The sequence below is a fragment of the Pseudoalteromonas sp. XMcav2-N genome (genome assembly GCF_024124545.1).
Lineage (GTDB): Bacteria > Pseudomonadota > Gammaproteobacteria > Enterobacterales > Alteromonadaceae > Pseudoalteromonas.
In genome coordinates this window covers 1-23,349 of the sequence record NZ_JAMXSF010000023.1, presented here as the reverse complement: position 1 = coordinate 23,349, position 23,349 = coordinate 1, and the positions used below count along the sequence as shown (strand labels likewise).

At 44.6% G+C, this 23,349-nt stretch carries 13 protein-coding genes; 2 read left to right on the top strand and 11 right to left on the bottom strand.

Annotation, left to right across the window (positions count from 1 at the left end):
* Positions 1-16: 16 nt before the first annotated feature.
* The 4 genes from NH568_RS21800 to NH568_RS21785 form a co-directional block, all read right to left on the bottom strand.
* Complete coding sequence (locus NH568_RS21800) at positions 17-1,264, bottom strand: HlyD family efflux transporter periplasmic adaptor subunit (RefSeq protein ID WP_253110178.1); 1,248 nt, start codon at positions 1,262-1,264, stop codon at positions 17-19.
* A gap of 153 nt (positions 1,265-1,417) precedes the next feature.
* Positions 1,418-2,710, bottom strand: coding sequence for a HAMP domain-containing sensor histidine kinase (locus tag NH568_RS21795; RefSeq protein ID WP_253110176.1), 1,293 nt, complete (start codon positions 2,708-2,710; stop codon positions 1,418-1,420).
* A complete protein-coding gene (locus tag NH568_RS21790) occupies positions 2,697-4,061 on the bottom strand; it encodes a sigma-54 dependent transcriptional regulator (RefSeq protein ID WP_253110174.1) in 1,365 nt (454 codons plus the stop codon). Before NH568_RS21790 ends, NH568_RS21795 begins: the two co-directional genes overlap by 14 nt.
* Before the next feature lie 56 nt (positions 4,062-4,117).
* Positions 4,118-6,220 carry a winged helix-turn-helix domain-containing protein gene (locus NH568_RS21785; RefSeq protein ID WP_253110172.1) on the bottom strand — a complete coding sequence of 701 codons (2,103 nt, stop codon included), beginning with the start codon at positions 6,218-6,220 and terminating at the stop codon, positions 4,118-4,120.
* A 365-nt stretch (positions 6,221-6,585) separates the two neighbouring features.
* Between NH568_RS21785 and NH568_RS21780 the strand changes: the two genes are divergently transcribed.
* Together NH568_RS21780 and NH568_RS21775 are read left to right on the top strand one after the other, a co-directional pair.
* Positions 6,586-6,837: a hypothetical protein gene (locus NH568_RS21780; protein ID WP_253110170.1), complete on the top strand. Its 252-nt coding sequence runs from the start codon at positions 6,586-6,588 to the stop codon at positions 6,835-6,837.
* A gap of 552 nt (positions 6,838-7,389) precedes the next feature.
* The gene (locus NH568_RS21775) at positions 7,390-8,487 is read left to right on the top strand and encodes a hypothetical protein (RefSeq protein WP_253110168.1); all 1,098 of its coding nucleotides are present in this window, start codon (positions 7,390-7,392) and stop codon (positions 8,485-8,487) included.
* A 91-nt stretch (positions 8,488-8,578) separates the two neighbouring features.
* On the opposite strand, the gene NH568_RS21770 is transcribed toward NH568_RS21775, so the two are convergent.
* The 7 genes from NH568_RS21770 to NH568_RS21740 form a co-directional block, all read right to left on the bottom strand.
* The gene (locus tag NH568_RS21770) at positions 8,579-9,661 is read right to left on the bottom strand and encodes a hypothetical protein (RefSeq protein ID WP_253110166.1); all 1,083 of its coding nucleotides are present in this window, start codon (positions 9,659-9,661) and stop codon (positions 8,579-8,581) included.
* Positions 9,662-9,779: 118 nt separating this feature from the next.
* Positions 9,780-10,589: a hypothetical protein gene (locus NH568_RS21765; RefSeq protein ID WP_253110164.1), complete on the bottom strand. Its 810-nt coding sequence runs from the start codon at positions 10,587-10,589 to the stop codon at positions 9,780-9,782.
* A gap of 168 nt (positions 10,590-10,757) precedes the next feature.
* Positions 10,758-12,449: a pyridoxal-dependent aspartate 1-decarboxylase PanP gene (gene panP, locus NH568_RS21760; RefSeq protein ID WP_253110161.1), complete on the bottom strand. Its 1,692-nt coding sequence runs from the start codon at positions 12,447-12,449 to the stop codon at positions 10,758-10,760.
* 17 nt (positions 12,450-12,466) lie between these two features.
* Positions 12,467-14,176, bottom strand: coding sequence for a cyclic peptide export ABC transporter (locus NH568_RS21755; RefSeq protein ID WP_253110158.1), 1,710 nt, complete (start codon positions 14,174-14,176; stop codon positions 12,467-12,469).
* Positions 14,176-16,617 carry a penicillin acylase family protein gene (locus NH568_RS21750; protein ID WP_253110157.1) on the bottom strand — a complete coding sequence of 814 codons (2,442 nt, stop codon included), beginning with the start codon at positions 16,615-16,617 and terminating at the stop codon, positions 14,176-14,178. Before NH568_RS21750 ends, NH568_RS21755 begins: the two co-directional genes overlap by 1 nt.
* A 2-nt stretch (positions 16,618-16,619) precedes the next feature.
* A complete protein-coding gene (locus NH568_RS21745) occupies positions 16,620-20,801 on the bottom strand; it encodes an amino acid adenylation domain-containing protein (RefSeq protein ID WP_253110155.1) in 4,182 nt (1,393 codons plus the stop codon).
* Positions 20,795-23,349: amino acid adenylation domain-containing protein (locus tag NH568_RS21740; RefSeq protein ID WP_253110153.1), on the bottom strand; the 2,555-nt coding region annotated here is incomplete at its 5' end. The genes NH568_RS21740 and NH568_RS21745, both read right to left, overlap by 7 nt.

Here is a 23,349-nt window from a genome sequence, read left to right as displayed (position 1 = left end):
ATTTCCTTTTTACTGCTCAACGCAGATATAAAGTATTTTTATTCTTGTAAGATTTCATATCGGAAATGATCAGTTGATCGTTCATTGCGACTCCATCAAGTATCAGAATGTACTTGCCTGACTCTTTTCCGAACCGGATTGATGTGCTAACAGCATTGTCTGTATCCGGATTAAGTTTGAATATCTTGGCTGTTCTGTTTGGCTGTACTCCAGGTGGTCTGCGAATATACAGAGCCTCTTTGATGGTGCTGGTTGTGATACTGGCTTCAACCATCATTTCAGGGCGAGCAGCAGAAGAAAGTGCATCATCAAACCCAATTTCAACCAACACGCTGCCATCTTGAACTTCAGGGGAAATACGTCTGACAAATCCGGAGATAATTTCATTTTTGATGCGAACCTGGGCACTTTGTTCCAGCTGAACATTATCAATTTCATTTTGTGAAATTCGGATCTGTGCATTAAGCGATTTCGTACTACCTATCAGAGCAAGCTCCTGACCTGCGCTCACACTTTGCCCAAGCGAAACTGGAGAACGTAACAGCACACCTTCCATATCTGCTTTTATTACGAGACGATCAAGTTGCTCCTGAACAAAAGATAAATAACTTTGTCTTTGTTTCACCTGACTCAGCTGCATGTCCTCTTCTTCGGCATTAAATTCCACCAGTTGTATCAGTCGATTTTTCTGTGTGTTAATGTCCCTTTCCAGCTGCTGTACCTTTAAGAGCGATGACTGATAACTGAGTTTGGACACAATCCCTTTTTCTACAAGTGACTCCTCTGCTTTAAGACGCAGCAACTCACCCTCTAGCTCAGACTGTAACCGTGCCAGTTCAGCTTCTTCATCCAATTTCTTGCGCTTGTTGGTCAGAACAACCCGCCTAAACTCGCCTTGTGCTACAGTTAGTTGATTTTTTGCGACTTCAACATCTTGTAAAAGCTGCGGATTGCTAAGCGTCATGATCACCACACCGGGTGACACAGCGGCACCTGGCTTCAACTCAATTGAGTCAACAGTTGCATTCACAAAAGCGGTAACCAATTTTTGTTCAGCCGATTGCATTACCCCAAATCCACTCACACTGAGTGTCAGATCTCCCTGACTGACGGACGCTATGAGTAATTCATCTCTGTTGACAAACTCTTTGTTCTCACTCGTGAGATACCAGATAAAAACACCGGTGAATACAACAGCGACTAATAGATAAAACGAATATGCTTTTACGGTGCTTTTAGAGTCTTTGGGTTTAACTACATCCATACTTAAGAAAACTCATGTGAACTTTACCTAGATAAAGCAAGTTAAATGCCAGATTGTAAAGCATTGTTTTTATTTACTTTTACATCAAAAACTCTTGTGTAAAAACAGGCCTTTGCCAATTCCGAAAAACGCCTTTTTCACTTTCGACAATACTTATTGAGCTCTTTTTCCTGAATGTGGTAGCAAGATACAAGCTTCAGCACCTCTTTGATCCGCTCGGTTTGTCAGAGAAATCCGCCCTCCCTGAGCCTGGATAAGACGTTTTGACAACGCCAAACCAACACCTTGCCCGGTTGGTTTTGTGGTATAAAAGGGAACAAATATATTGTCAGCATTCGTTATCCCGGAGCCCGAATCACGCACTAATATTTTCGCGTAGTGGTAATCGGAACTAAATAGCAGCTCAACTTGACCTTTGCCAGCCATCGCATCTCTGGCATTTTGTATCAGATTAATGAGGACCTGCTCCAGCAAAGCACTATCTGCAAAAACAGGTACACTCTTACCTGTGACTTTTAGACTCAAATCAACAAATATTGGCTCAATGTCCCGAATTAGTTTCCCGGATATTAGATTCTCTTTATTAACCGTGATCTCTTTTTGCAGTTCACTGTACCTCTGAATAAATGTCATTAGGCTGTCGCAGCGATTAACTATAGTCTGAAGTGCCTTGCCATTTTTCTCTGACATTGTCGGCTGAAGCTTGAGGGCCTGCGCCAGAGACTGAATAGGTGTGAGTGAATTACGCACTTCATGATTCATAACTCTGAACATCTGGCTTTGAGAAGCTGCGGCTTCATTGTAAAGTGAAGCCTCAACATTTGAAAAAATAACCAAATGAAAGGTCTGCTCACCATCTCTGAATGCACCCGCCTCGACATTCCAATAGCGGGCTAAGGCAGGATCAGAGATAGACCAGCTTCCAGCGTTAAAGCTTAAATTTAACCGGGCAACATCTATATGTCTGTCCAGCTCCCAGGGGCGATTGTAGAGCTTTTTATAGGCAGGGTTTGCACTGTGGAGCTTATTATTCTCAGTGATAATGATCACAGGAGACTGTATATCTTGCATAATCTGAAAGATAATCAAGGCATTACTTTGTCTGCTCTCTTTTTCAAACAGCTGCTCTTCGCTGATACGGGTTAAACTGTCAGCTATCCTTGGAAAGACGCCCCGACTATATACCTTTTTTGCGCGGCGATTATAATCCTCCTGACGTATCGCCTCTGCATGCTCATACACCGCGTTTAAAGAAGGAAGGGTTAACTTCTTACACCACAGAAAATGCACATATAATGTAATGCCAATCACAGCCGAGAGAGTCACAAGAGCGACACTTGATATCAGGCCAAACGTCTCTGCCAGGTAGAGAATCAGTAAAAGCACGCAGCTCAAAACAATATAAGCATAAAGCGTACCGCGCTCATACGAGCTAACTCTGTGCATCGCTGGCTCCATGGTTCATCTTATCCAACCGCCGGTACATTGCACTAAGTGTCAGACCTAACGCCTCGGCGGCTTTTTTGGTATTACCATGATTGAGTTCCAATGCCCTGGCAATTAGTCGCTCTTCAGAGTCCTTCAGCGTTGGTAAGCTTTCAACATCCCATTGTGGTTCTAATTGCACAGGTACCTTAGAAACAGATTCTGGCAGGTCCTGCTCAGTAATTTCAGTACCATCAACAACCAAAGAGAAGCGCTCCATCATATGAGACAACTCACGCACGTTACCGGGCCAGTAATACGCTTTAAGTAATGCTTCTACTTTATCGCTGAACCGCATCATCGTTCGCTCATACTTTTCACAGTACAGAGACAGAAAATAATACGCCAAGGGAATAATATCAGCCTGACAGGCCCGAAGCGGCGGTATTGTCACCGTGATGGTATTTAGACGATAAAACAGATCCTGTCGAAACTCCCCTTTTTCTATCAGCTCATTGAAGTTCGCATTTGTCGCTGAAATTACTCTTGCATCTGCTGACAAGGTATCATTAGAGCCCACAGCTTCAAACTCACCGGTTTCTAAAACCCGGAGCAATTTATTCTGGTGACTAAGCGGTGTATTCGCAATTTCATCCAGAAACAAGGTGCCCCCTTTAGCAAGTTCAAACTTACCTGCCCGGGTTTGGCTCGCTCCAGTAAAAGCCCCTTTACGATGCCCAAACAGTTCACTTTCGAAAAGATCAAAGGGGATAGCGCCCATGTTCAATGTAACCAAAGGGTTGTCGGCTCGGCTGGACAGTTTGTGCACCTTAGTTGCCAGAAATGTCTTCCCAGTTCCATTCTCTCCAAGTAATAAAATGGAAGCATCACTTTTTGCAACCTTTCTCAGTAGCGCAATCGCTTTTAGCATGGTATTAGAACGCCACTCATAGCTTTCTTTGTCTGAATCAACTTGCCCCTTTTTCTTTTTGCCAACCGTAAACTGCTGTTTAACACAATTCAAAAGCTTGTCGTAGGTCCAGGGTTTCTCTAGAAAGTCACTCGCCCCCGCTTGCATGGTTTTAATCGCCAGTTCAATGTTCGCCCAACCTGTCATTGCCACAACGGGCGTTGTACTGTTGCGAACAACTGGCTGATTTAAAAAATTTAGCCCTTCATCACCTTGTGTTGTGTCCAAACTAAAGTTCATATCAAGCAATATCAAGTCAAAGACTTCCCCTTGTTCTAAGCGATGCAGTGCCTGTAGTGGACACTCTGCCTGATGGACTTGATAACCACCCTCTTCCAAGATAAATTCGGCACTGAAGCGCACATCCGGATCATCTTCAATAATTAAAATATTTCCACTCATTATTATTTTTTCCTGTATTACAGATTGTTCCTTGCTAACCCTTATTCGTTCAGAAATCACTCAGCCATGCTACTGCTAGTCAGTAGATGCATCGACAACACACGACTTCTTGAAGGCGAAGTGTAGGAAGACAAACACTTATTTTTATAAAACGCTTCAGGGGCAGGACATACCTCAGATTTAAAGTTTTGACGTCTTCCCGAATCCAGCTCAAACTGAAAATAAGTTTCAGAGTCGTCCTTATAAACAATCGTATTATTATAAACGTTCCAGCTAGATGACCTTGGGGGTAGATCCGCGACTTTCTGGTCCGGCTTTTCTTTATCATACACCCAAATACCCGATACAAATAATCTCGAGTAATACAATTTCCCAGCAGCGACTTTGGCTGTATATGCACCGTTTTGAGTAAGGCGTGTGACTTGCTTCTTTGTAATATCAAACTCATATAAGTCAGGGTTCCCATCAACAAACTGAGTGAAAATCATATGCCCTTGCTCGGAAAAAACAGGTCGTATCCCGGTTAGATGTGTGATCTCTTCTCCTAATATGAATTTATCCGTCAGGCGGTATACAGTAATCCCATTGCGGCTTTCAATTGCAATATATTTTAAGGCAGAGTCCAAAGCAAAATCAGATATCCTGTCAATTTTTTCTGGAATGCTTATTTGAGTCTCTCTGTTATCATCAAGGCTGTATAACCACACCCCAGAAACGCCAGCAATGTCTGACATATAGGCAAGGTAAGAATCATTGATAAAAGTCGGCTTATGCGAATGTGCCATTTTAGAAAAAACACGATTTCCCCAGTACACATTCTCACTATGTAAATCGACAAGCGAAAAATGTGTTTTGGCAACCTCCTCCGCGGTAAAACCGATATAACCCATACCTGTATGGACATTATTAATTGGATCAAAGCTCAATACGGAAGATTCATGAAGCAATGTCTTGCCGTCGAAAGTCAGAGTGACAATTGCGCCACCATCAGATACATAAGATAGATGTTTTCCGTCCCAAGCCACAGATTCATTGTATCTCGTTAGCTCTTTTGACCATATCTCTCGCCACTCATGTTCTGCATCCACCAGAGTGATTCTGTATGTACCGATTAAATCACTCGATAGCAGTGCAACCATACTTGCTCCAGGAAATGTCACAATCGAATAAACACCGCTCCCTCTTTCTTGCGCAGTTTGCAGTCGATGTGTTTGTCCTGAGTCTATATCGCCAATATATACATTTGATTTAATACCATTGAGGTCAGCATCAGAAAACAAAATCTGCCTGTTTTGCCAATAAGCATTCGCTGAGAAGTACGATCCTGCATTGCATGAAAAAAGCTTATCTAGTGAGTATTCACCATCCATAATTCTGGCTAAAACAATTGAACATTCTTGGTTATTGTATATACGCATAACAAGTTCTGATGCACTAATCCAAGCAGGGTTTCGAACATGGCTACCTGGTATTGATATGGACAACAGGTGTCCGTCTTTTAAATCTGAAATATCTACGCGCCACCTATTATCTGATCCATTACGCAATGCAAAAGCATAGACCCCTGTTTCATGATTTAGGGCGAAATCTAACTTGCGCTTTTCACCATTTAAAGGCTCAAGATGTCGATATGAGTATGCACTGGGGGGCATAGCAGTTCGCTCAGGAGGAAGGTTTTCGAAACTCCAAAAGACCAAGTACAAACCGGTAAACAATAAACAAACCAAAAACGCGATAAATACACTCGGCCAACTTATTTTTCTCTGTTCAAATTGAATAGGGGGTTTGTCTCCTGGTGTCTTGGGCTTTTGTCCGTACATTACTTTTGCCGTAAAGGTATACCCTTTTTTCGGTGTATTTTTAATTGCATTAGAAGCCAGCCCAGCTTCTCTCAACTTTTTCCTCAAAAGTGAAATCACGCGAGTCAGTGCGCTGTCGATAACATCCGGGCTACGCCAATGCGCAAAGAACTCTTCATAAGTGATCAACTCATCTGGTGATGCCACCAGTTGTTTGAGAACAGTTGACTCTAGATTGTCTAAAGAGATGAACTGTTGTCTGTCTTTCAGAGATGATAATCGAGCATGTTTGATAGAATAGAGCACCACCCCATCAATCAGCACCTCATCCTCGAAGTGCGATATATCCCTATATATCATATACTTACACCTATAATAATTTTTATAATAATTTTATAATCGTCATATAAGGCATTACGCAATCAAACTTAGTATCTTCTCAGGCAACAAGTGTCATGGAAGCACTGAGAAAATGAAAATAATAATAATCAGGTCCTAAGCAACACGATTAAAAGCCGTGTTTTTGTACAAAAAGGAGTGACCTAACTATAAAAACATTTTCAGAGTCTAGCGAACAGACTGTAGAGACGACTGCTGTAATGTGAGTGAGATACGACTATCTCCAAAGCATAAGGCTGAGTTCTGTTATTCATTGGGCTATTAAAATATACATATTTTATGCCCAACGATTACACAACACTCTCTGCAATTTAAATGCGATTTTTATGGATATCCCACTACATTCTCTTATAAACGTATACGCTGAGGTTGAATTTATGGAACACCTTGATCTTGAAAATCTATACGAAATTGTTGAAGACATATTTCTAAAAGCTTATGCCGAAGGCAAAGAAGCAGGCGCTAATGGCATTCATATTAACCCGCAAGCCGTGCTAAAAACTTTTTTAACATGTGAAGATGAGCTATTGGAAAAGATAAAAAATATAAACAACCCTACAACCCCGGATCTTCACTGAACTAAGTGATATACCTCAACATATTTGATGGGGTATATCCATTTTCGCTTCAACTTTTCATAACTTACACAGCGACACAGGAATTGCTGGGCACTTAAACGTTCCTTGTACCGATTAAGTGCACAAACAAAAACCAGCTCACTCGCAGTCGTGCTAAAAGATTTACTCTCAGAGACGCTCCTTCTCCTCAACTGAAAATATTTGGCCGCAACACAGCTCAATTGTCAACAAATTCGTAACAATGAAAACATATGTTAATTTTCAACCAGCTCACACAAAACAAATAAGCCATTGTTATATATTAATAAAATTTAAAGCCACATGTTAGACAAACAAAATGAATACGTATGCATGAAATATTTCATTAAGAAATTTAACTTTGCTAGCGACTTATTGTTTAATAAATCTAACCAATCTTACACTATCTCTAACTTGCAGCTGGCTAACACATGCCTCCTTGAAAGTGAACAGTTTCGCGATCAACATTCACAGCTAAATCATTTTCATATAAAATGATTGAAGGTACGTTTTATATTCAGAAAAGGTGGAATTTTGAACAATCTAACTCTAGAACAAGAGTTAATAAATAAGCTAAATGCGACACAATCGGAGCACTTTTTGTCAGAGCAGCCTTATGAATATAAGTCTATATTTTTAAATAGTATTGTACCCGATAGCACTAACCCGCGCTTTTTCCCTGCAATCGTCATTTCGGATCTTCATGCGTCGCAGCTGATATCTAAAAATATTACAAAGCAACAGCTTGTCAATTTATATGAAGCAAACAACAAAGTGCTTATAGGCAAGTCTTGCATTGTGAATTGCTATCAATATGGTTCGAAGGAATGGCACAAGGCAAACAAGAGCATAGAGTCAATATTGGAATTAGGGGAAAACGCCGTGATGTCGGAAATCATTCAGGCGCCAACCATTTTTCCACTTGAAGACGGCACCTACCAGCTTTTGACAGGTCACAGGCGCTTTTTCGCTTTGATCTACGCAAAGGGTGTCGATAGTGCAGCGCATTTCAAGGTTTACTTATCTAAACCTGTTCTCCCGAAAACTCAACAATTTCAGGAAAATGCCAGTCGTGAAGATCTACCTCAGTATGGCAAACTGCAGGCATTTCAGGATGCTATGCATGAAATCCAGATTTTGAACACATCGAGAAAGCGATTAGGCAAAAAAGCGCTCACCATTAAAGAAATGCGCAATATTCTGGGTATTTCTGCGGGGGCATTTGACAATTATAACGTACTTGTCCGCTACCCAGCAGTATCTCAGGCATACAGTGACGGATGTACCCTTTCTTTAAGGCAAGTTAAGAATGTCGTGTTACAAATCGAGTCGCAGTATAAGGAAGAGCTTCAGGTTAAGCAGCTAAATGCTGTACACAAACAAGACATCAATCAGCGGATCAGTGACAAGCTGAATAACAGAAACACCCCAGTCAAGAAGCCAGTCAAACCGCACTATAATTACAAACTGGCGACCTTTAACTCACCACACATATTCAAAAAATTTCTGTCAATGAATGTAATGGAAAGCGACTTAGATATTGACTGGGAAGAGATTGATTGGGAAAACACGGAAGCTGTCAATGCCGTTCTAAAATCCATCATTGAACAGCTAAACAAGGAAAGTCAGTAAGCAGGTATATCACCAAGTCGCTGTGTGACTTTCCGGTTTGGAGATAAGCACAGCGGACCGTGTGTAATTACACGGCCGCACTCAATTTAGTTTAGGCAACGCGTTGACATAGCTCGTATAAATCAGAGTGCAGCGCGCCTGCCGTCACCAATCGACCAGCCCCTGGTCCCTGGATCACCAAGGGGCTGTCAGAATACCACTTAGAATGTACCATGATTATATTATCACCAGGACGTACTGTACTAAAAGGATGGCCTGCGTCTACAAACTGAGGACCAACCTGCGCTTTACAATGTCCATTTCCATCCAGCTCTAAAGATGCACCAAAACATAAAACCTGATTATTCCTCTGCGCCTGTATTAGTAAATGGTCCATATGGCTATTCAGCACCTGAAGGTTGTCAATGAAATCGTGCCACGGCATACTTAACAAACACTCAGGCAATAAGGGTGTCAAAGCTACATCATTCAGTTCCAGTGGTAAACCAAGCTCTCTCGCAAGGATCAACAGTTTGCGCTGGACATCCAGACCTGACAAGTCATCTCTCGGGTCGGGCTCTGTGATCCCCTGCTCTTTCGCCTCAAAAAGCAAATCTGAAAAGGGTTTTGAGCCATCAAAATGGCCACAAAGCCATGACAGCGTACCCGATAAAACACCATTCAATGCCATTATTTCATCACCAGAATTCACTAAGTTATTAATCGCATATTGAATGGGCAAACCAGCACCAACCGTCGCATTGCAATGCCACCATAATTCCCTCTCTTTGGCGGTTTCCTTCACTTCATTATAGAAATCGAGTTTTCCGGCACCCGTGTTTTTGTTTGCAGAAATGATATGGCTCCCTGCATTTAGCCATTGCACGTACTGCGCAGAAAAATCATGACTATCGGTGATATCAATCAAAACACATTCATCAAACCCCGAATTTGTCAGTTTTCGCCTGAAAGTATGTGCACATTGACTATCTGTGTCATTCACAAGTTCTTCAATGACACATTTAGGGTCGATACCTGAAAATGAGTAGTAAACACCTCTGGAGTTCATTGCGCCAATGAGAGATACTTCAGCAAACTTAGATAGTTTCTTAATTTGGGCGGGGAATTGCGCTAAAAAAACCTCTCCCACATTGCCTACTCCAGCAACGACCACACCTATTTTTTTCTTATACATAGTAAACCTATACGGGAAACAGCCCTTCATCACCTTTAATCAGTTGACAGGAAAATCCACGCTACGAGTTGATTTTAAATTACTTAGTTCAATCAAACTGAGCCTATGTTTGACCGTGTTATTTGGGGCTCCCGGCATGTCCTTGTGCATCACGGCTTGATTTTTTAAACAACAAGCCATATCGATTTAAATGCTGCTCTTCAATTTTGTAGATTGGTTTAGACATATCATCTTTCGTACTTTCCAGTGATGTCAGCGTCCCCACTAACTCGAAACCAGCTTGCTCTATGTATTCAATGGCAAGGCGTTTTGGCAGCCTTTGCAGAATATATGTTGATGACAAGGTGTCTTGTTCAAATGTATGGTAGTCAACAACTCCGAGTAATCCGCCTGGCTTTAAACTGCTGTGGAATTTTTTCAACACGCGAGGCACATCAGTTTTACCGTACAGTTCAGCAAAAGCGGAGTACTCACCAAGAAACATATTGTGAAATACATTGATCATTACAATACGGTCTAATGGTACTTTGCCCATTTCCAAATCATTAAGGTAACCATAAACGGGAGAGACATTAAGTAGACGGTCGTAGTTACCAAACCGGCTGGCATATTCGTCTTCGGTATTATTAGAAGACATATTGTCGTTATGTGATATGACTGTGCCTTTTTCACCAACCACCCAAGACAAAGCCTCTGTTGTATAGCCACCCGATGACATGATATCCATCACAGCCATACCAGGCTCAACTTTAAAAAAGCTCAACACCTCTGCTGTTTTTGCGCCATGATCTCTGATTTTATCCTTTTCAGGACGTTCAGTGTGTGCCAGTGCAGAGGCGATAGCAGGGCTTATCTCAACGGAGGCGGTCCACCCCAGCGATGAAAATAACAATAAGGCTATCCCCATATTTAACTTGCTAATCCACATATTCTCTCCAATATTTTCCATATCATTACGTTTTACACCGCAAAACCGGCAAAAATTTACTAGGTGCTCAAGTGCAACAAGGCCCACGGTTTCAGTATCTCAACCCTGTGTGCCATTGACCTAAGTCCGTGTCACACAAGCCTGGAATTAAAAATTCGGTATTCCTGACTAGTCAAACTCCAACATCAGCAGGTTTTGCCACAGCGTTGAGGACTTCGCAATTTGTAACTGTTCATCTAATATAGAGTGCAAATGTTCCTCTTCCGTTAACGGGTTTGCTAATACCACTCTGAAAACGGCCACAGAGCCCTGCTCACCTTCATGCTTCTGTATTCTTGTGCGTGACACAAATGAACGGCCATTCTCCCTTTGTGTTCGTTGAACAAAGTGAACCAAATCGTCCAACCTGCTCTCAATGGCGGCTCGTTTATCGACACACAAGGTACTATCAGCCAATAACCTTTGAATCGATTGCGGGATCACTCGATAAGTCAGAATGCAAAGCGTAGGCTGGGTAACCACTTCAAAATCCGCTCTATCACCAATCATTCTTGAGAACCGTTTAGCCATTTCAATGCTGTTATCTACTAGCCATGCAATGCCCCTGGAACCCATTAACTGGAAAATGCTATAGACTTGCAAGGCCATATTCGCTCGCGACCCTTCAACCGTTGTTGCACCTATATCACGAGAACCATCGCGCAATATGTATCTGGCATTTTGTCGTATCACATTGCTAGACATTTCATTTTTGAACAATACGACCCCCACTCCCATAGGCACATACATTTGCTTGTGGGCATCGATGGTCACTGAATCTGCTCGTTCAATGCCATTGAACAAATGACGGTGCTGCTTCGAGAACAAAGTAGCTCCGCCCCAGGCTGCATCAACGTGAAAATGACAACCAATTTCTGAAGCCACCTCTGCCAACTCATCCAGTGGGTCTACCATGCCATTTTCTGTAAAACCAGCAATCCCGATAATAGCCAGTGTTTTCTCTCCGGCACGCATTCGCTCCGTAGCAATCTTAAACACGGTATCAGGGTCTGTGCGTCCACAAGGCCCCGTTGCTTTAAGCAAGTTCTGACGACCAACCCCTAGAATATCGGCGGCCTTTTTCAGAGAATAGTGGCCACATCGAGAGCTGATCACATTCAAACCGGAAATGTTTGCGCGCTGCAAAGCGGCCGGTAGGCCAATATCCCTGATAGCACTTGAGCATGCGCCCAGTAGCTGGTTTCTGGCAACCCAAAGTGCCGTGAGATTGCCCAGTGTTCCGCCCGAACAAAAGCTCCCTAACGAAAGCTTAGGATCGTGTAAGGTTTGTTTGTAAAAGCAATCCTCCTGCTGGTACACCAATTTGTGGATCATGCCAAGCACCTGACGCTCCAGGGAAGTAAATCCTCTGGATGTCTCAACTTTAACAACATTTTGGTTAAGTAATGCATTCAACTTGGCAAGGCTAAGACTAAACCGAGGCAAAGCTGACGTCATATGCCCTATAAATAAAGGAGAAGAAGTATTGACACTATTGGCAACCAACTTACTCACTATTTCATCTGCATGCTCTGTGCTATTTCTTGGCATCACTGGAATATCAAAATCCAAGTGTTCCAGCTCGATCTCAGACATTGTTTTGTCTGCTCGAATTTGCGTATTCAAAAATGCATTCAAGTCTCCCTGCAATGCCTTTTCAAGTCCATACAGGGCATAGCTCGTTTCCCCCATTTGGTCATGAAACAAGCGGATCACCTCTTCCCTTATATCAGTAGGCTCAGTATAGGATTCTTGGTATTTTTTTATTGCTGAGTCCTGCTCAGTGCTTGAGTAAGACAACTCCGCTAACGAGTCCATCATTAGAAACTCCAATCTTTTTAGACTAGGCATGCGCCAGGTTTGTAGCTTGTATCCGCACACTCTTTTGGCACAAATACCCCTTTGACTTTGCCCATTTCCATCTCGACAACTTTGTCGGCGCAGTCAAAATATCTATCGTCATGGGAAATAACGATGACAATTTTATTCTTAGCTTTTAAATCCGGTAGGATCCTCCGATAGAAAATATCTTTGAACCTGGGGTCCTGATCAGCTGCCCACTCATCAAACAAACATACACGGCGGTTTTCGAGCAGCAGGGTCAACAATGCCACCCTGCGACGCTGACCATCTGATAGCTTGATGTTGCTGAGTTTACCCCCCTCTACCTCAACACAATGCTCTAACTCAAGATATGTCAGATACCGTTCGATATCTTCAGATGTGACATTGTCTTCATCGATTCCATACAGGTTTTGAAACAGGTGATAATCCGAGTAGATTGCTGAAATATGCTCCCGAGCGTTCTGTACGCCATACTCTTTCACACACAAGTTGTCGAAAGTGACCATGCCCTCACCTGCCAGATAGTGCAACGTGATACATTTTGATAGCGTCGACTTACCGGACCCGTTTCCACCGACAATCATAGTTATCTCGCCTTTTTTGAAAGTCAGGTTAATATCTTGCAGAGCAAACTCAGTGTTCGAGTTTGAATACTGATAGTTCAGACCTTTGATACCTATCTCATCTAATGGCGTAAATTGAACAGTATCCGAAGTCACTTTTTCTTCGTTCAACAAGCTGTAGAACTCTTGCAAACGGTTCAAAGAGACTTTTCCTTTATTGATGTTATTAACCATGCCCAGCAAGACACTTAGTGGGCCCGTCACATACATCAGCGTTATTATCACAGCAAAAATATTGGTCTGAGTCAGGTTAACCAGATTAGGTAAGAAGAAGGTAATAAACCCAATTGCCACAAACGAGTATAGGGTCATAAACTCCTGAACAAATATAATCAGTGTATTCGCCATAACCTCCTGTCTGCGGATCTGAAACTCTGGCTTTTCAAGCTCCTGGGAGAAGAAAGCTGACTTTTTTGCTGCATTAAGCTTCAACTCTTTGGCACCAAATACCAGTCCTCTTAACCCCTCTTGAACTGTGTCATGTTGAATACGCGACTTTTCAAACATTTTACTGACAAACAACATCGGGATATAAAAACACACTCCCCCCAACGCCAGGAACACACTCACCATATAAAATGCATACTGATCAATACTGAACAAATACAAAAAAGTGCCCAGTATGGTAAACAAGCTAATCCAGATCTGTGGCAGGCTGACTGCGGCCATCGTTATGTTTTGCACATCCAGAGTTAACAGGTTGATAATTCTGGCCTGACCAATGCGTTCAAGTTCAACAATTGACAAACGCTGCACCCGTTCATATAAGCTGATACGGCACTGAGTCGCTGCGCTCTCGGTAATGACCAAAGTCATGGCACGAGACAGAACCTTAATAACGATAACGACTACGATAAAGGAGAAAAAGAACAGCACCAGCTTAGGATTATTTGTTGCAAAAAAACCGTCCTTGTTGCTAAGAAAGTTCAATTCGTTCAAGGTTTCAATTGACGCGGCATACATCAGCAGCGGAAGAATACCCGCGTATAAAAGCCCTGAGACAATGCCAATCAAAACTGACCAGAAGAATTTGTTTGGTGCGACCTTCCAGAATAAATCGCCAAAACTACGAAGCTCCATTATCTCTCTTCCTCGCTACTTTCTTGAGCTGATGTAAAACCTACGTCCTTAACTAGTCCAACGGGAGATTCCGATGTAGATATCATGTCGTCGTAATGTGGACTAAGTACATTACCTGACTGGCCGGTGATATTGCTGAAGTGCATCTCAATTGATTCTGTCAAATTAACAACGTGTCGGTAACTTGCGCCATAAAAAGAGCGGTAATTCCCTCTGTCGGTGATTACCGGAGTTGATACATCAATACTGTCCCAGCTCCCATTGTGCTCTGCGTAACGGTTAAAAAGTATGGGAAGTAACTTAAGCCACAGAGAGTTTCTATCGACAACTTCACCATAAGGAATTTGATCATAAGTTGCTTTGTGTAGTTCAGACCAGTTGACACTTTTAAACAACCCTGACTGACTCGCTACGGTCGCTTTTGCAGAAAGAAATGCCACGTTGACCATATTTTGACAGGATTCGCGTTCGTCTGTGTAACCGTAGTCACACCATTGCTCATCTGACTTTGACAGAATATTTGTCAACATCTCAATATTAGGTTGCTCAACAAGTCCTGATAAAAGTGACCTTTTAGGCATACCGAAGCGATCAAGAAAGTCGTCTTCAACAACAAGGCGGTTTAAGTGCTCTATCCAGCTCAGCCATAATGCTGCAACCTGACCATGTTCGGACACGTTTCCATCAAACTTAGTCAGCTCGGGATGTTGATCCAGTAAAGGTTTTGCGAGCATAGCCAGCATCTGGTCTTTTAAGTTGAACCAAGCAGGGCTGAAGGTATCGGTTTGCATCTGCTCAAAGTATTGTGAGTTTATCGGCTGTCCACTGGCAATTCTCTGCTGCAACAGGTGTTGAATTCTTTTCGCTCGGTGATCGGCCACCCAATCAGAGGAAATATAATGGGTATAGTTGCCAGGCAAGAAATTATGATTTGCTGCCACTAAGATACCTGAGGGAGGGTTTTTTATTTTGGGTACTTCTGAATATGGCAACCATGATGACCACAGATGTGCGGAATTCGTACCTGACTGAGGAATAGCGCCACTCCCCTGCTTTCGTATCGGGTATCGTCCCGGTGCAATTAGCCCAATATCACCGTGAGTATCCGCATATGTCATCGCCAATATTGGAGCAATCAAGCCGCTCAGTGCCTGTTCAAATTCCTCCCAGTTACGGGCTTTATTCAATCGTACAAAGCTATTAAATGAGGCGCCGTTCTCCATTGCCCCCGTCCATTGCAGGCTGTAACTAAACTGGTCAAGCTGTTGGCCCAGATCACTGATGACAGGCCCAAAGATAGTGCTGCGAACAGCAAGCATTTCGCTTTTTCTGCCACTTTGCAGAAAACTACGTTTTACCCTGATTTCTTCATTGCGTACGGACATTTCCTGATAAACACCATCGAGTTTGTACTGATTACTGTTTACTGGATTGATATCGAGTAGCATGACATCCTGAGTATCAGCCATCATGTTCGTTATACCCCAGGCAATATGCCGGTTATGACCGATAACAACAAAAGGTAACCCGGGCATAGTGGCACCTGACACCTGAAGTGTTCCTCCTTCCATATTGGCGAGGTACCACATCGAAGGAATGGTGTTCCCTAAATGAGGATCATTGGCGAGTAAAGGGGCACCTGATTGTGTGTACTTGCCTGAAACCACCCAGCTATTGCTACCAACTGCTGTCTTTACGGCAAGTAATTTACGCAGCTGGGAATCTAACTCAAACAATGAATGCTCGTTGTCAGCAAACTGACCAGGCTGTTCGAGCGCTTCTTTCAGGCGGTGGTAGTTAGTACCAGCCAGTTCAAGCGCTTTATCTTTACCCAAAAGCTGGATCAGCTGTGTTTTTTGCATTTCATTACTGAAGTTACCTGCCAGATGCCAGGTTAACCATTGCATGGTAGAAAGGGAGTCAAGCGCAGTCCAAGGCTCAGGCTCATACCCTGCAATATAATACTCAAGTGGCAATATTGGCATGTCAGCAATACCCGCATTTACGCCTTTGACATATTTATCCAAGATTGCTCTATTTTGTTGATTCAGCCCTGCCAACATGCGCTTAGCATTTTCTCTCAGCCCGATAGTTCTGGCCAGGCGATCAGCCCCCAGAAACTTATCACCTAATATTTCACTCAGAGTGCCATTAGCCAGCCTTCTGTTCATTTCCATTTGCCATGCTCTGTCTCTTGCATGCAGGAATCCAAGCGCATAATAGCTATCTAGTTCGCTATTCGCTTTAATTTTGACGATGGCCCTCGGCCCGCGAAGCACATTTACCTGTGCGTCTAACTCAGCGGACCTGAGGGGTCCTGAAAACGGTAGATATTGCTGAGACAAAAAAAAGTACGCACAGCAACCTACAACGCTCAGTGGCAACACCAACAAAAAAAGTAGCCTGGAAATCAGTGGGAACTTCTCAAATAACAACTTCATATTTATACCACCACCTGACAATCAGGCTTTGTGTTTGAATAAGGGGTAAGGGCACGCACATCCTGGTCAATTTGCTTTGCAATAAGTACCTCTCGGCCTTCTTCCAGAATCCCATCGTGGAAGCAATCCAGTTTTGTCAACTTTACCTGACTACCGCAAGTGCGCTTCAGTGCATCCAGTTTTAATTGATTTGCGTGGTCGTGCAGAGCTAAAAAGTAACGTATCTGGCAGTCATCCAGTAACGTATCAAATGCCACACTGGACAATACAAAATCAATTTCGAATATCATCGCATTCAGAAACATGTCAGCAGGCATACCTCTTAGGGCTGACTGGTAACCAGGCTGGCTGTAAATATAGTCAACCAGCTCTGACATCAGGTCAGAACGTGCCATGGAAGTCCTTTTAGATAACCATTGCTCAGGCAGATAAATCCCAATGTTTTCTAGCAAGGTACGGATCACCAGGCGCTCATCCGTTTGCGCTGTTTTTGATATTTCCGAGTCCAGCAAACACAGGTAAGACACAGGCCGACCTAATTCCTTTAAACGATGCGCGACTAAATAAGCAATCAACCCACCCGACGAGTAGCCCCCCAACATAATCCGTCCGCTGGGATCGTTTGTAATAATTAGTTCAGCATAAAAATTCGCAAGCTTCTCTAAGCGTTGATATGAAAAGCCTATATTCTCAATATAAGGTGGATTAATACCAACAACCCTTGTGTCATTACAATGCTGCGCCATTGCAGAGTAATAATCCGCCCTTCCCAGCCCGGGGTGAATCATATATAGCGTGTTTTCACCCTTGAATGAATTGAGGTGCACTAATAAATCGTTCCCTTTTTCCGATGTCTGCGTTAGCACACTCGCCAGGCTTCGCACTGATTGATGCTCAATTAATTGACGAATAGACACTTCAACTCCGGCATTTCGAAAAGCCTCTGCTATGGGGATAAGCAACAGAGAGTTGCCGCCCAGGCTAAAAAAGTCATCTTTTGCTCCCAACTCCTGCCAATTCAAATTTAGTTCCTTAGCCCATATCTGAGCGACCAGCTTTTCTGCTGAGCCTTGGAGAGGTTGATACTCGACTCTCAACTGTGGAGCCGGCAGGGCGTGACGAAGAATTTTTCCATTGCTACTTAATGGCAACGCATCCATCAGTAGAATATGACTAGGTAGCATATGTGCAGGCAGAGCATCTGCAAGTCGCTGGCGCAATTGATCGTGCAGGTCTTCAGCAGCTTGTTGCTCATCGACCCCGCAGTAAACCCAGATCTGTTGACCGTGCTCGTCGGCAACGAGTGCCACACTTGTATGCACGGCAGGATGCTCAAGACAGTGAGATTCAATCTCTCCAAGCTCGATACGCACACCACGTATTTTGACCTGATTATCTGCGCGCCCCAGAAAAGCCAAACTGCCATCAGGCAACCACTTTGCCAAGTCGCCCGTACGATACTCCCGCCCCGATGGCTGCTCAGAGCTGATAGTGAACTTTTCTGCAGTCAACTGAGGTTGATTGAGGTACCCTCTTGCAACAGAGCCACCACCTATAACAATTTCACCCACAGCCCCGATCGGTACGTGTCGACCATACCCATCAACCAGACGAACACTGTCATATTTGAATGGCTTGCCAATACAATGTTCAGCGCGCCCGAACTCATTACTGCTTGCACTTCTGTAAGTACAGATAATAGTGCCTTCTGTGGGCCCGTAAAGTTCAAACACTGACGCGGATGGGAACGCTTCGTTTAAACGTTTGACTAAATCTCTGGGAACCGCATCCCCGCCAACAAACAGACTTTTTATTTGCTGATATAGTCTTGGGTCTTGTTGCCGCAATTCGATAACTCTGCTCAACCACATTTCCATAATCGCAGGCACTGCGTGAAAGTGTGTGACACCTCGGGTCTGTTCGATCAACTGGTCATAGGCTTCAAGAGAGAAACCACTCAATAACCGAGTCGTCCCCCCTCGAAGCACAGGAAGCAGCAATTCGACTAGCGAAATATCAAATGCATATGAAGCGATGTTAGCAAATATATCGTGCGGTTCGAATTCGAATGTGGTCGCCACAGAGGTGAGTTTCAGACTGATATGGCGATGCTCAACCATCACCCCTTTGGGTCTGCCTGTCGAGCCAGATGTATACATAACATAAGCAAGGTCACTCGGCTTTAACGAGACTGCCGGTAAATTGGTATCACTATTATTCTGGCTTGCCACTATATTGATATCAAGCCATTTGATGTGAGCGCCTAGCCATTGTGGCTGAATCTGGTCACCAACAATGCAAGTAATTCTTGCATCTTCAATCATATATGCAAGTCGCTCTTGAGGGTACTCAGGATCCAGAGGTACATAAGCACCACCTGATTTCAAGATGGCGATGATCCCAACTAGTAAATTGCAACTTCTGGGAAGCGAGAGTCCGATCAGCGTATCAGGCTGAATGTGAGTTTCTCGTAGCAGCCGGTTTGCCAGTTGATTCGAGTACGTATCCAACTGCGCATAAGTCAGTTGCTCACCTGCACAATCGATAGCAATTAGATCTGGTGTTGCTGCGGCCTGGCGCACAAACAATTCCACTAAGGTGCACTCTGAAGGGAAAGGCTCTAATGCGGTTAATTGCGTCTCAATATGACGCGCTTCAGGCTCAGAGATCAGCGAATAACTGTACAAAGGTTGCAATGGTGAAGCCACGATAGAGTTCAGCAAAGTACGGAAGTTGGCCGCCATTCGCTCGATTGAGTCAGACTCGAACAGATGCCCGTTATACTCAAACTCTAACATCATACTACCATCAGAACGCGTATTCACAGATAGAGCCAAGTCGAATTTCACCGGCAGGTCTGACAGGTCACGTGTCTTTAAATGACACCCAGATAGCTCGGGAAGCTCGTCGCTGTAATTATCTAAGCTAAACATCACTTGAAATATTGGCGAGTAGCTTAAACTTCTGATCGGCTGCTGCATGTCCAGCAGACTTTCAAAAGGCATATCCTGGTGGCTTTGAGCCCCTAAGTTGACGTCTTTTACATGCCTGAGATACCGTTCAAACGATAGCTCCATATCCAATTTGGTTCGCAGCACAACCGTGTTAGCAAAATATCCAACTACATTCGCAAGACCGGGGTGAGTCCGATTGGCCACAGGTGTCCCTATGACGATATCTTGTTCATTGGCATATCTGGCCAGTAACAGGCTAAAGGCCGCATGCATCACCATAAATACGGTGACATTATTAACCTGTGCAAGCTTACTGATATCTTCCGTTACGCCAGGCTCCAGTAACACCTGACAACGTCCCCCTGTAAACTGCTGCACTGCTGGCCGAGCTTTGTCCAGTGGAAGGTTATGTAACGGTGGTGCACCAAAAAGTGCATCAGACCAATATTTTTCTGCATCAAAACGGCTGGGGGCGTTGCTATCATGGCGCTGCCAGCAGGCATAATCCTGATAGCTCAGTGCCAGTGGTGGTAACTGAGTCGCCTCCCCCTTAACCACACCATTGTACAATGTGACAAACTCGTTCGCGAGTATCGACACAGACCAACCATCACAAGCGATATGATGCAATACGAATAACAGCAGCCCCTGATCGGGCCTGATTAAAATATGGTGTACTCGTATCATTAGATCTGCCGTCAAATCGAATGGCTGTGAGACCAATTCTTTTATCAATGCCTGCTCTGCAACCGGGCTTTCACACTGCATCAGGCTTTCCTCTTTCAGCTCCAGCTTCACTTCCCTGAGAACCCTCTGATACCCTCCTGACTCATTCTGACCATAAACCGTTCGTAAAGATTGATGTCTATCCACCAAGCGTTGAATACTCAGTTCAACTGCTTCTGTATCCAGCGTCCCCTGATATTCAAATAATAAGGGGATATGATAATGGACACTCCCCTCTTCCAGCTGGTCGATGAACCAAAGCCGTTCCTGCGAAAATGACATTGGCACTTGCGCGCGCTCTGAGCGCAGGCAAGGGTTCAGTGAATCTTGGCGATTGTCCATCAAGAATGAAATAATCGCCTCCTTGTTTTGACCTACATAGGTCTTTATGTCCTGAGTCATAGCACCTTTCGGTGCACGTGACTTTAGCTTGTCGTCATCCAGATAGAAGTGAATCCCCTGATCCGCAAACTGTTTTAATTTGTCTTTTATTGCCATTACCATTCGAACTCTTCTACTTCTTCTTGTTCTAATGACCCAACGGTCTCGCGCTCCGCGAAGCTAGTCTGAACCCGGCGTTCATCAATTGCTTGAGCGATTTGCCTGACGGTCAGCAAATCAAAAACATCCCTTACTGTCAGTACAATACCCAGCTCCTGCTCTATTTGGTGCAGTAGCCGAACGATAACCAGAGAGTGCCCGCCTAGCTCGAAAAAGCTTGCCGTTACACTTAGCTTTTCCGGAGCCAGATTAAGCAGCTCGGCACAGATCTGGACCAAATGCGACTCAGTTTTTGAAATTGCAGGAGTATAGTGCTCTGTAACATCTATTTTTATTTCCGGCAGAGCCCGTTTATCTACTTTTCCATTCGCTGTCATTGGCCAGTGACTTACCGACATAAAATAGTCGGGGATCAGGTGCACAGGTAATTTTGTTTGAAGGTCAGACCGGATCTGCTGCGTATCCGGGGCACTGCCCTTAAACTGAACATAACATATCAGTCTGGCCTCATGATGTTGATCCCTGTGCACAACTACAATGCTTGCACTGACATACTCCAGAGTATTGACCGCAGACTCAACCTCTGCCGGCTCAATACGATACCCGCGAATTTTTATCTGTTCGTCTTTTCGGCCAATATATTCAAGCTCCCCTGACTTGTGCCAACACACTAAGTCTCCGCTCCGATAAACACGTTCACCTGGCGCAAACGGGTTTGGCAGAAATTGTTGGTCTGTTAATTCGGGCTGATTAATATAACCACGGCCCACTCCCTGACCACCAATAAAGAGTTCACCAACACACCCATAAGGCATTAGCTGCATCTGCTCATTGAGCACATAACAGGCCACGTTAGCAATTGGCTGTCCCAAAGAGGGGGCATCGCCTGCAATTTTAGCAATGGTTGTGTCTACAGTACATTCCGTCGGTCCGTAGGCGTTATACGCTGCATACTTAGTTCGTTCGTATCGACAACTCAAACGTCGCCACAACGCCGTCGATATTGGTTCACCACCTATGATCAGGTGAGGCAACTCATCTTCAGAAACGTCTTGTAGCCAGTGCTCTAATAGAGAAGGGGTACAATCAAGTATAGCAATTTCACATAGCTCTACAACTTTCAATAATTTACTTGCAGAACGCTTAGTATCTTCGTCAATCAAAACCAAGGGGCGACCAACAAAAACCTGACAAATACTTTGCAATGAAGCATCGAACGACAACGAAGCTATACCGCCCCATGCCCCCCTTACAGAAGAGAACATGCTTGCTAAATAAGTACAAAGGTTCAGCAGCTGTTGATGCTCTATCATCACGCCTTTAGGCTGCCCCGTAGAGCCTGAGGTATAAATCACATACGCCAGCTGGTGTGGTTGTATTGGCACTGTAACTGCTGCATCAGACACACTGCTGTCCTGTACCACCTTCTGCACTGTAACCCGGGTGATATCCAATTCACCCAGCGCATCCTGTCCCGCATCGTCTGATACTATGCAGCATGCCTCACTGTCTTGCACCATATACTGCAACCGCTCTGCCGGGTATCCCGGGTCCAGTGGCACATAGCCGCCCCCCGCTTTCAGGATCCCCAGCAGTCCGACTATCATGTCAACACCGCGACGACAGCACAGCCCTACCCGCGACTCCGCACCCACCCCCTGCTCCGCTCGCAGATAGCGTGCCAAGCGGTTTGACCGGGTATCCAGTGCCTCATAACTCAGTTGCTCACCACCACAAATCACCGCCACGGCCTCTGGCGTCTGCGCCACTTGCGCCGCAAACTGACTCACTACACTGTGCGCCGCGACAGGCCGCTCGTCTGAGCGACTCAGTGTGTCCAGCTGATATGCCGATTCCTCAATGGACAGCATCTCCAGTGCGCCCATATCCTGCTGCGCATCTGCCGACATCTCCGTCAGCACTTGCATAAAATGCCTGAGCAGCTGTGCCGCGGTTACTTCGCTGTAACGCGCCGCCTGATATTCCAGTTTCACTTCCAGCTGCTCAGCCTGTGCGACCAGCAGCGAAATCCCGTAGTCTGTGCCTTCGTAATCCTCTATTTCCGCAACCGTTAAAGCCGCCGACGCCGCGCGCTCACCCAGTGTCTGATCAACCGGATAGTTTTCAAACACCAACAGACTGTCGAACAGCACCTGTCCTGACAGACCTGCCGCTTTTTGGATCTCCGACAGAGCAATATGGCTATATTCCTCACGCTCTGCCTGAGTGTCATGGAGCTGCTGCAGCCAGCTGCTTATCGCACCGGCTTGCGGGACCGACATACAGACAGGCACCGTGTTAATAAACAGCCCCACCATGTGCTCCACCCCGGGCAGCTGTGCTGGCCGGCCTGACACTGTGGTACCAAACACCACATTGGCCTGATTTCCATAGCGCGACAGGACATAGCCCCAGGCAGCCTGTAACAACACATTCATGGTTGTCTGGCAACGCTGAGCCAGCGCACTCAGCTGCCGGGTCTGCGCCGAGCTCAGTGACGCTTCACAAAGTGCACTGGCCATGCCCTGTGCATCTGAATAGTCGGCGGTGA

What these genes read in the sequence shown, in the direction of transcription:
- NH568_RS21800 (WP_253110178.1), bottom strand. Translation starts at nt 1,264, where the DNA reads ATGGATGTAGTTAAACCCAAAGACTCTAAAAGCACCGTAAAAGCATAT.
- NH568_RS21795 (WP_253110176.1), bottom strand. Translation starts at nt 2,710, where the DNA reads ATGCACAGAGTTAGCTCGTATGAGCGCGGTACGCTTTATGCTTATATT.
- NH568_RS21790 (WP_253110174.1), bottom strand. Translation starts at nt 4,061, where the DNA reads ATGAGTGGAAATATTTTAATTATTGAAGATGATCCGGATGTGCGCTTC.
- NH568_RS21785 (WP_253110172.1), bottom strand. Translation starts at nt 6,220, where the DNA reads ATGATATATAGGGATATATCGCACTTCGAGGATGAGGTGCTGATTGAT.
- NH568_RS21780 (WP_253110170.1), top strand. Translation starts at nt 6,586, where the DNA reads ATGGATATCCCACTACATTCTCTTATAAACGTATACGCTGAGGTTGAA.
- NH568_RS21770 (WP_253110166.1), bottom strand. Translation starts at nt 9,661, where the DNA reads ATGTATAAGAAAAAAATAGGTGTGGTCGTTGCTGGAGTAGGCAATGTG.
- NH568_RS21765 (WP_253110164.1), bottom strand. Translation starts at nt 10,589, where the DNA reads ATGTGGATTAGCAAGTTAAATATGGGGATAGCCTTATTGTTATTTTCA.
- panP (WP_253110161.1), bottom strand. Translation starts at nt 12,449, where the DNA reads ATGATGGACTCGTTAGCGGAGTTGTCTTACTCAAGCACTGAGCAGGAC.
- NH568_RS21755 (WP_253110158.1), bottom strand. Translation starts at nt 14,176, where the DNA reads ATGGAGCTTCGTAGTTTTGGCGATTTATTCTGGAAGGTCGCACCAAAC.
- NH568_RS21750 (WP_253110157.1), bottom strand. Translation starts at nt 16,617, where the DNA reads ATGAAGTTGTTATTTGAGAAGTTCCCACTGATTTCCAGGCTACTTTTT.
- NH568_RS21745 (WP_253110155.1), bottom strand. Translation starts at nt 20,801, where the DNA reads ATGGTAATGGCAATAAAAGACAAATTAAAACAGTTTGCGGATCAGGGG.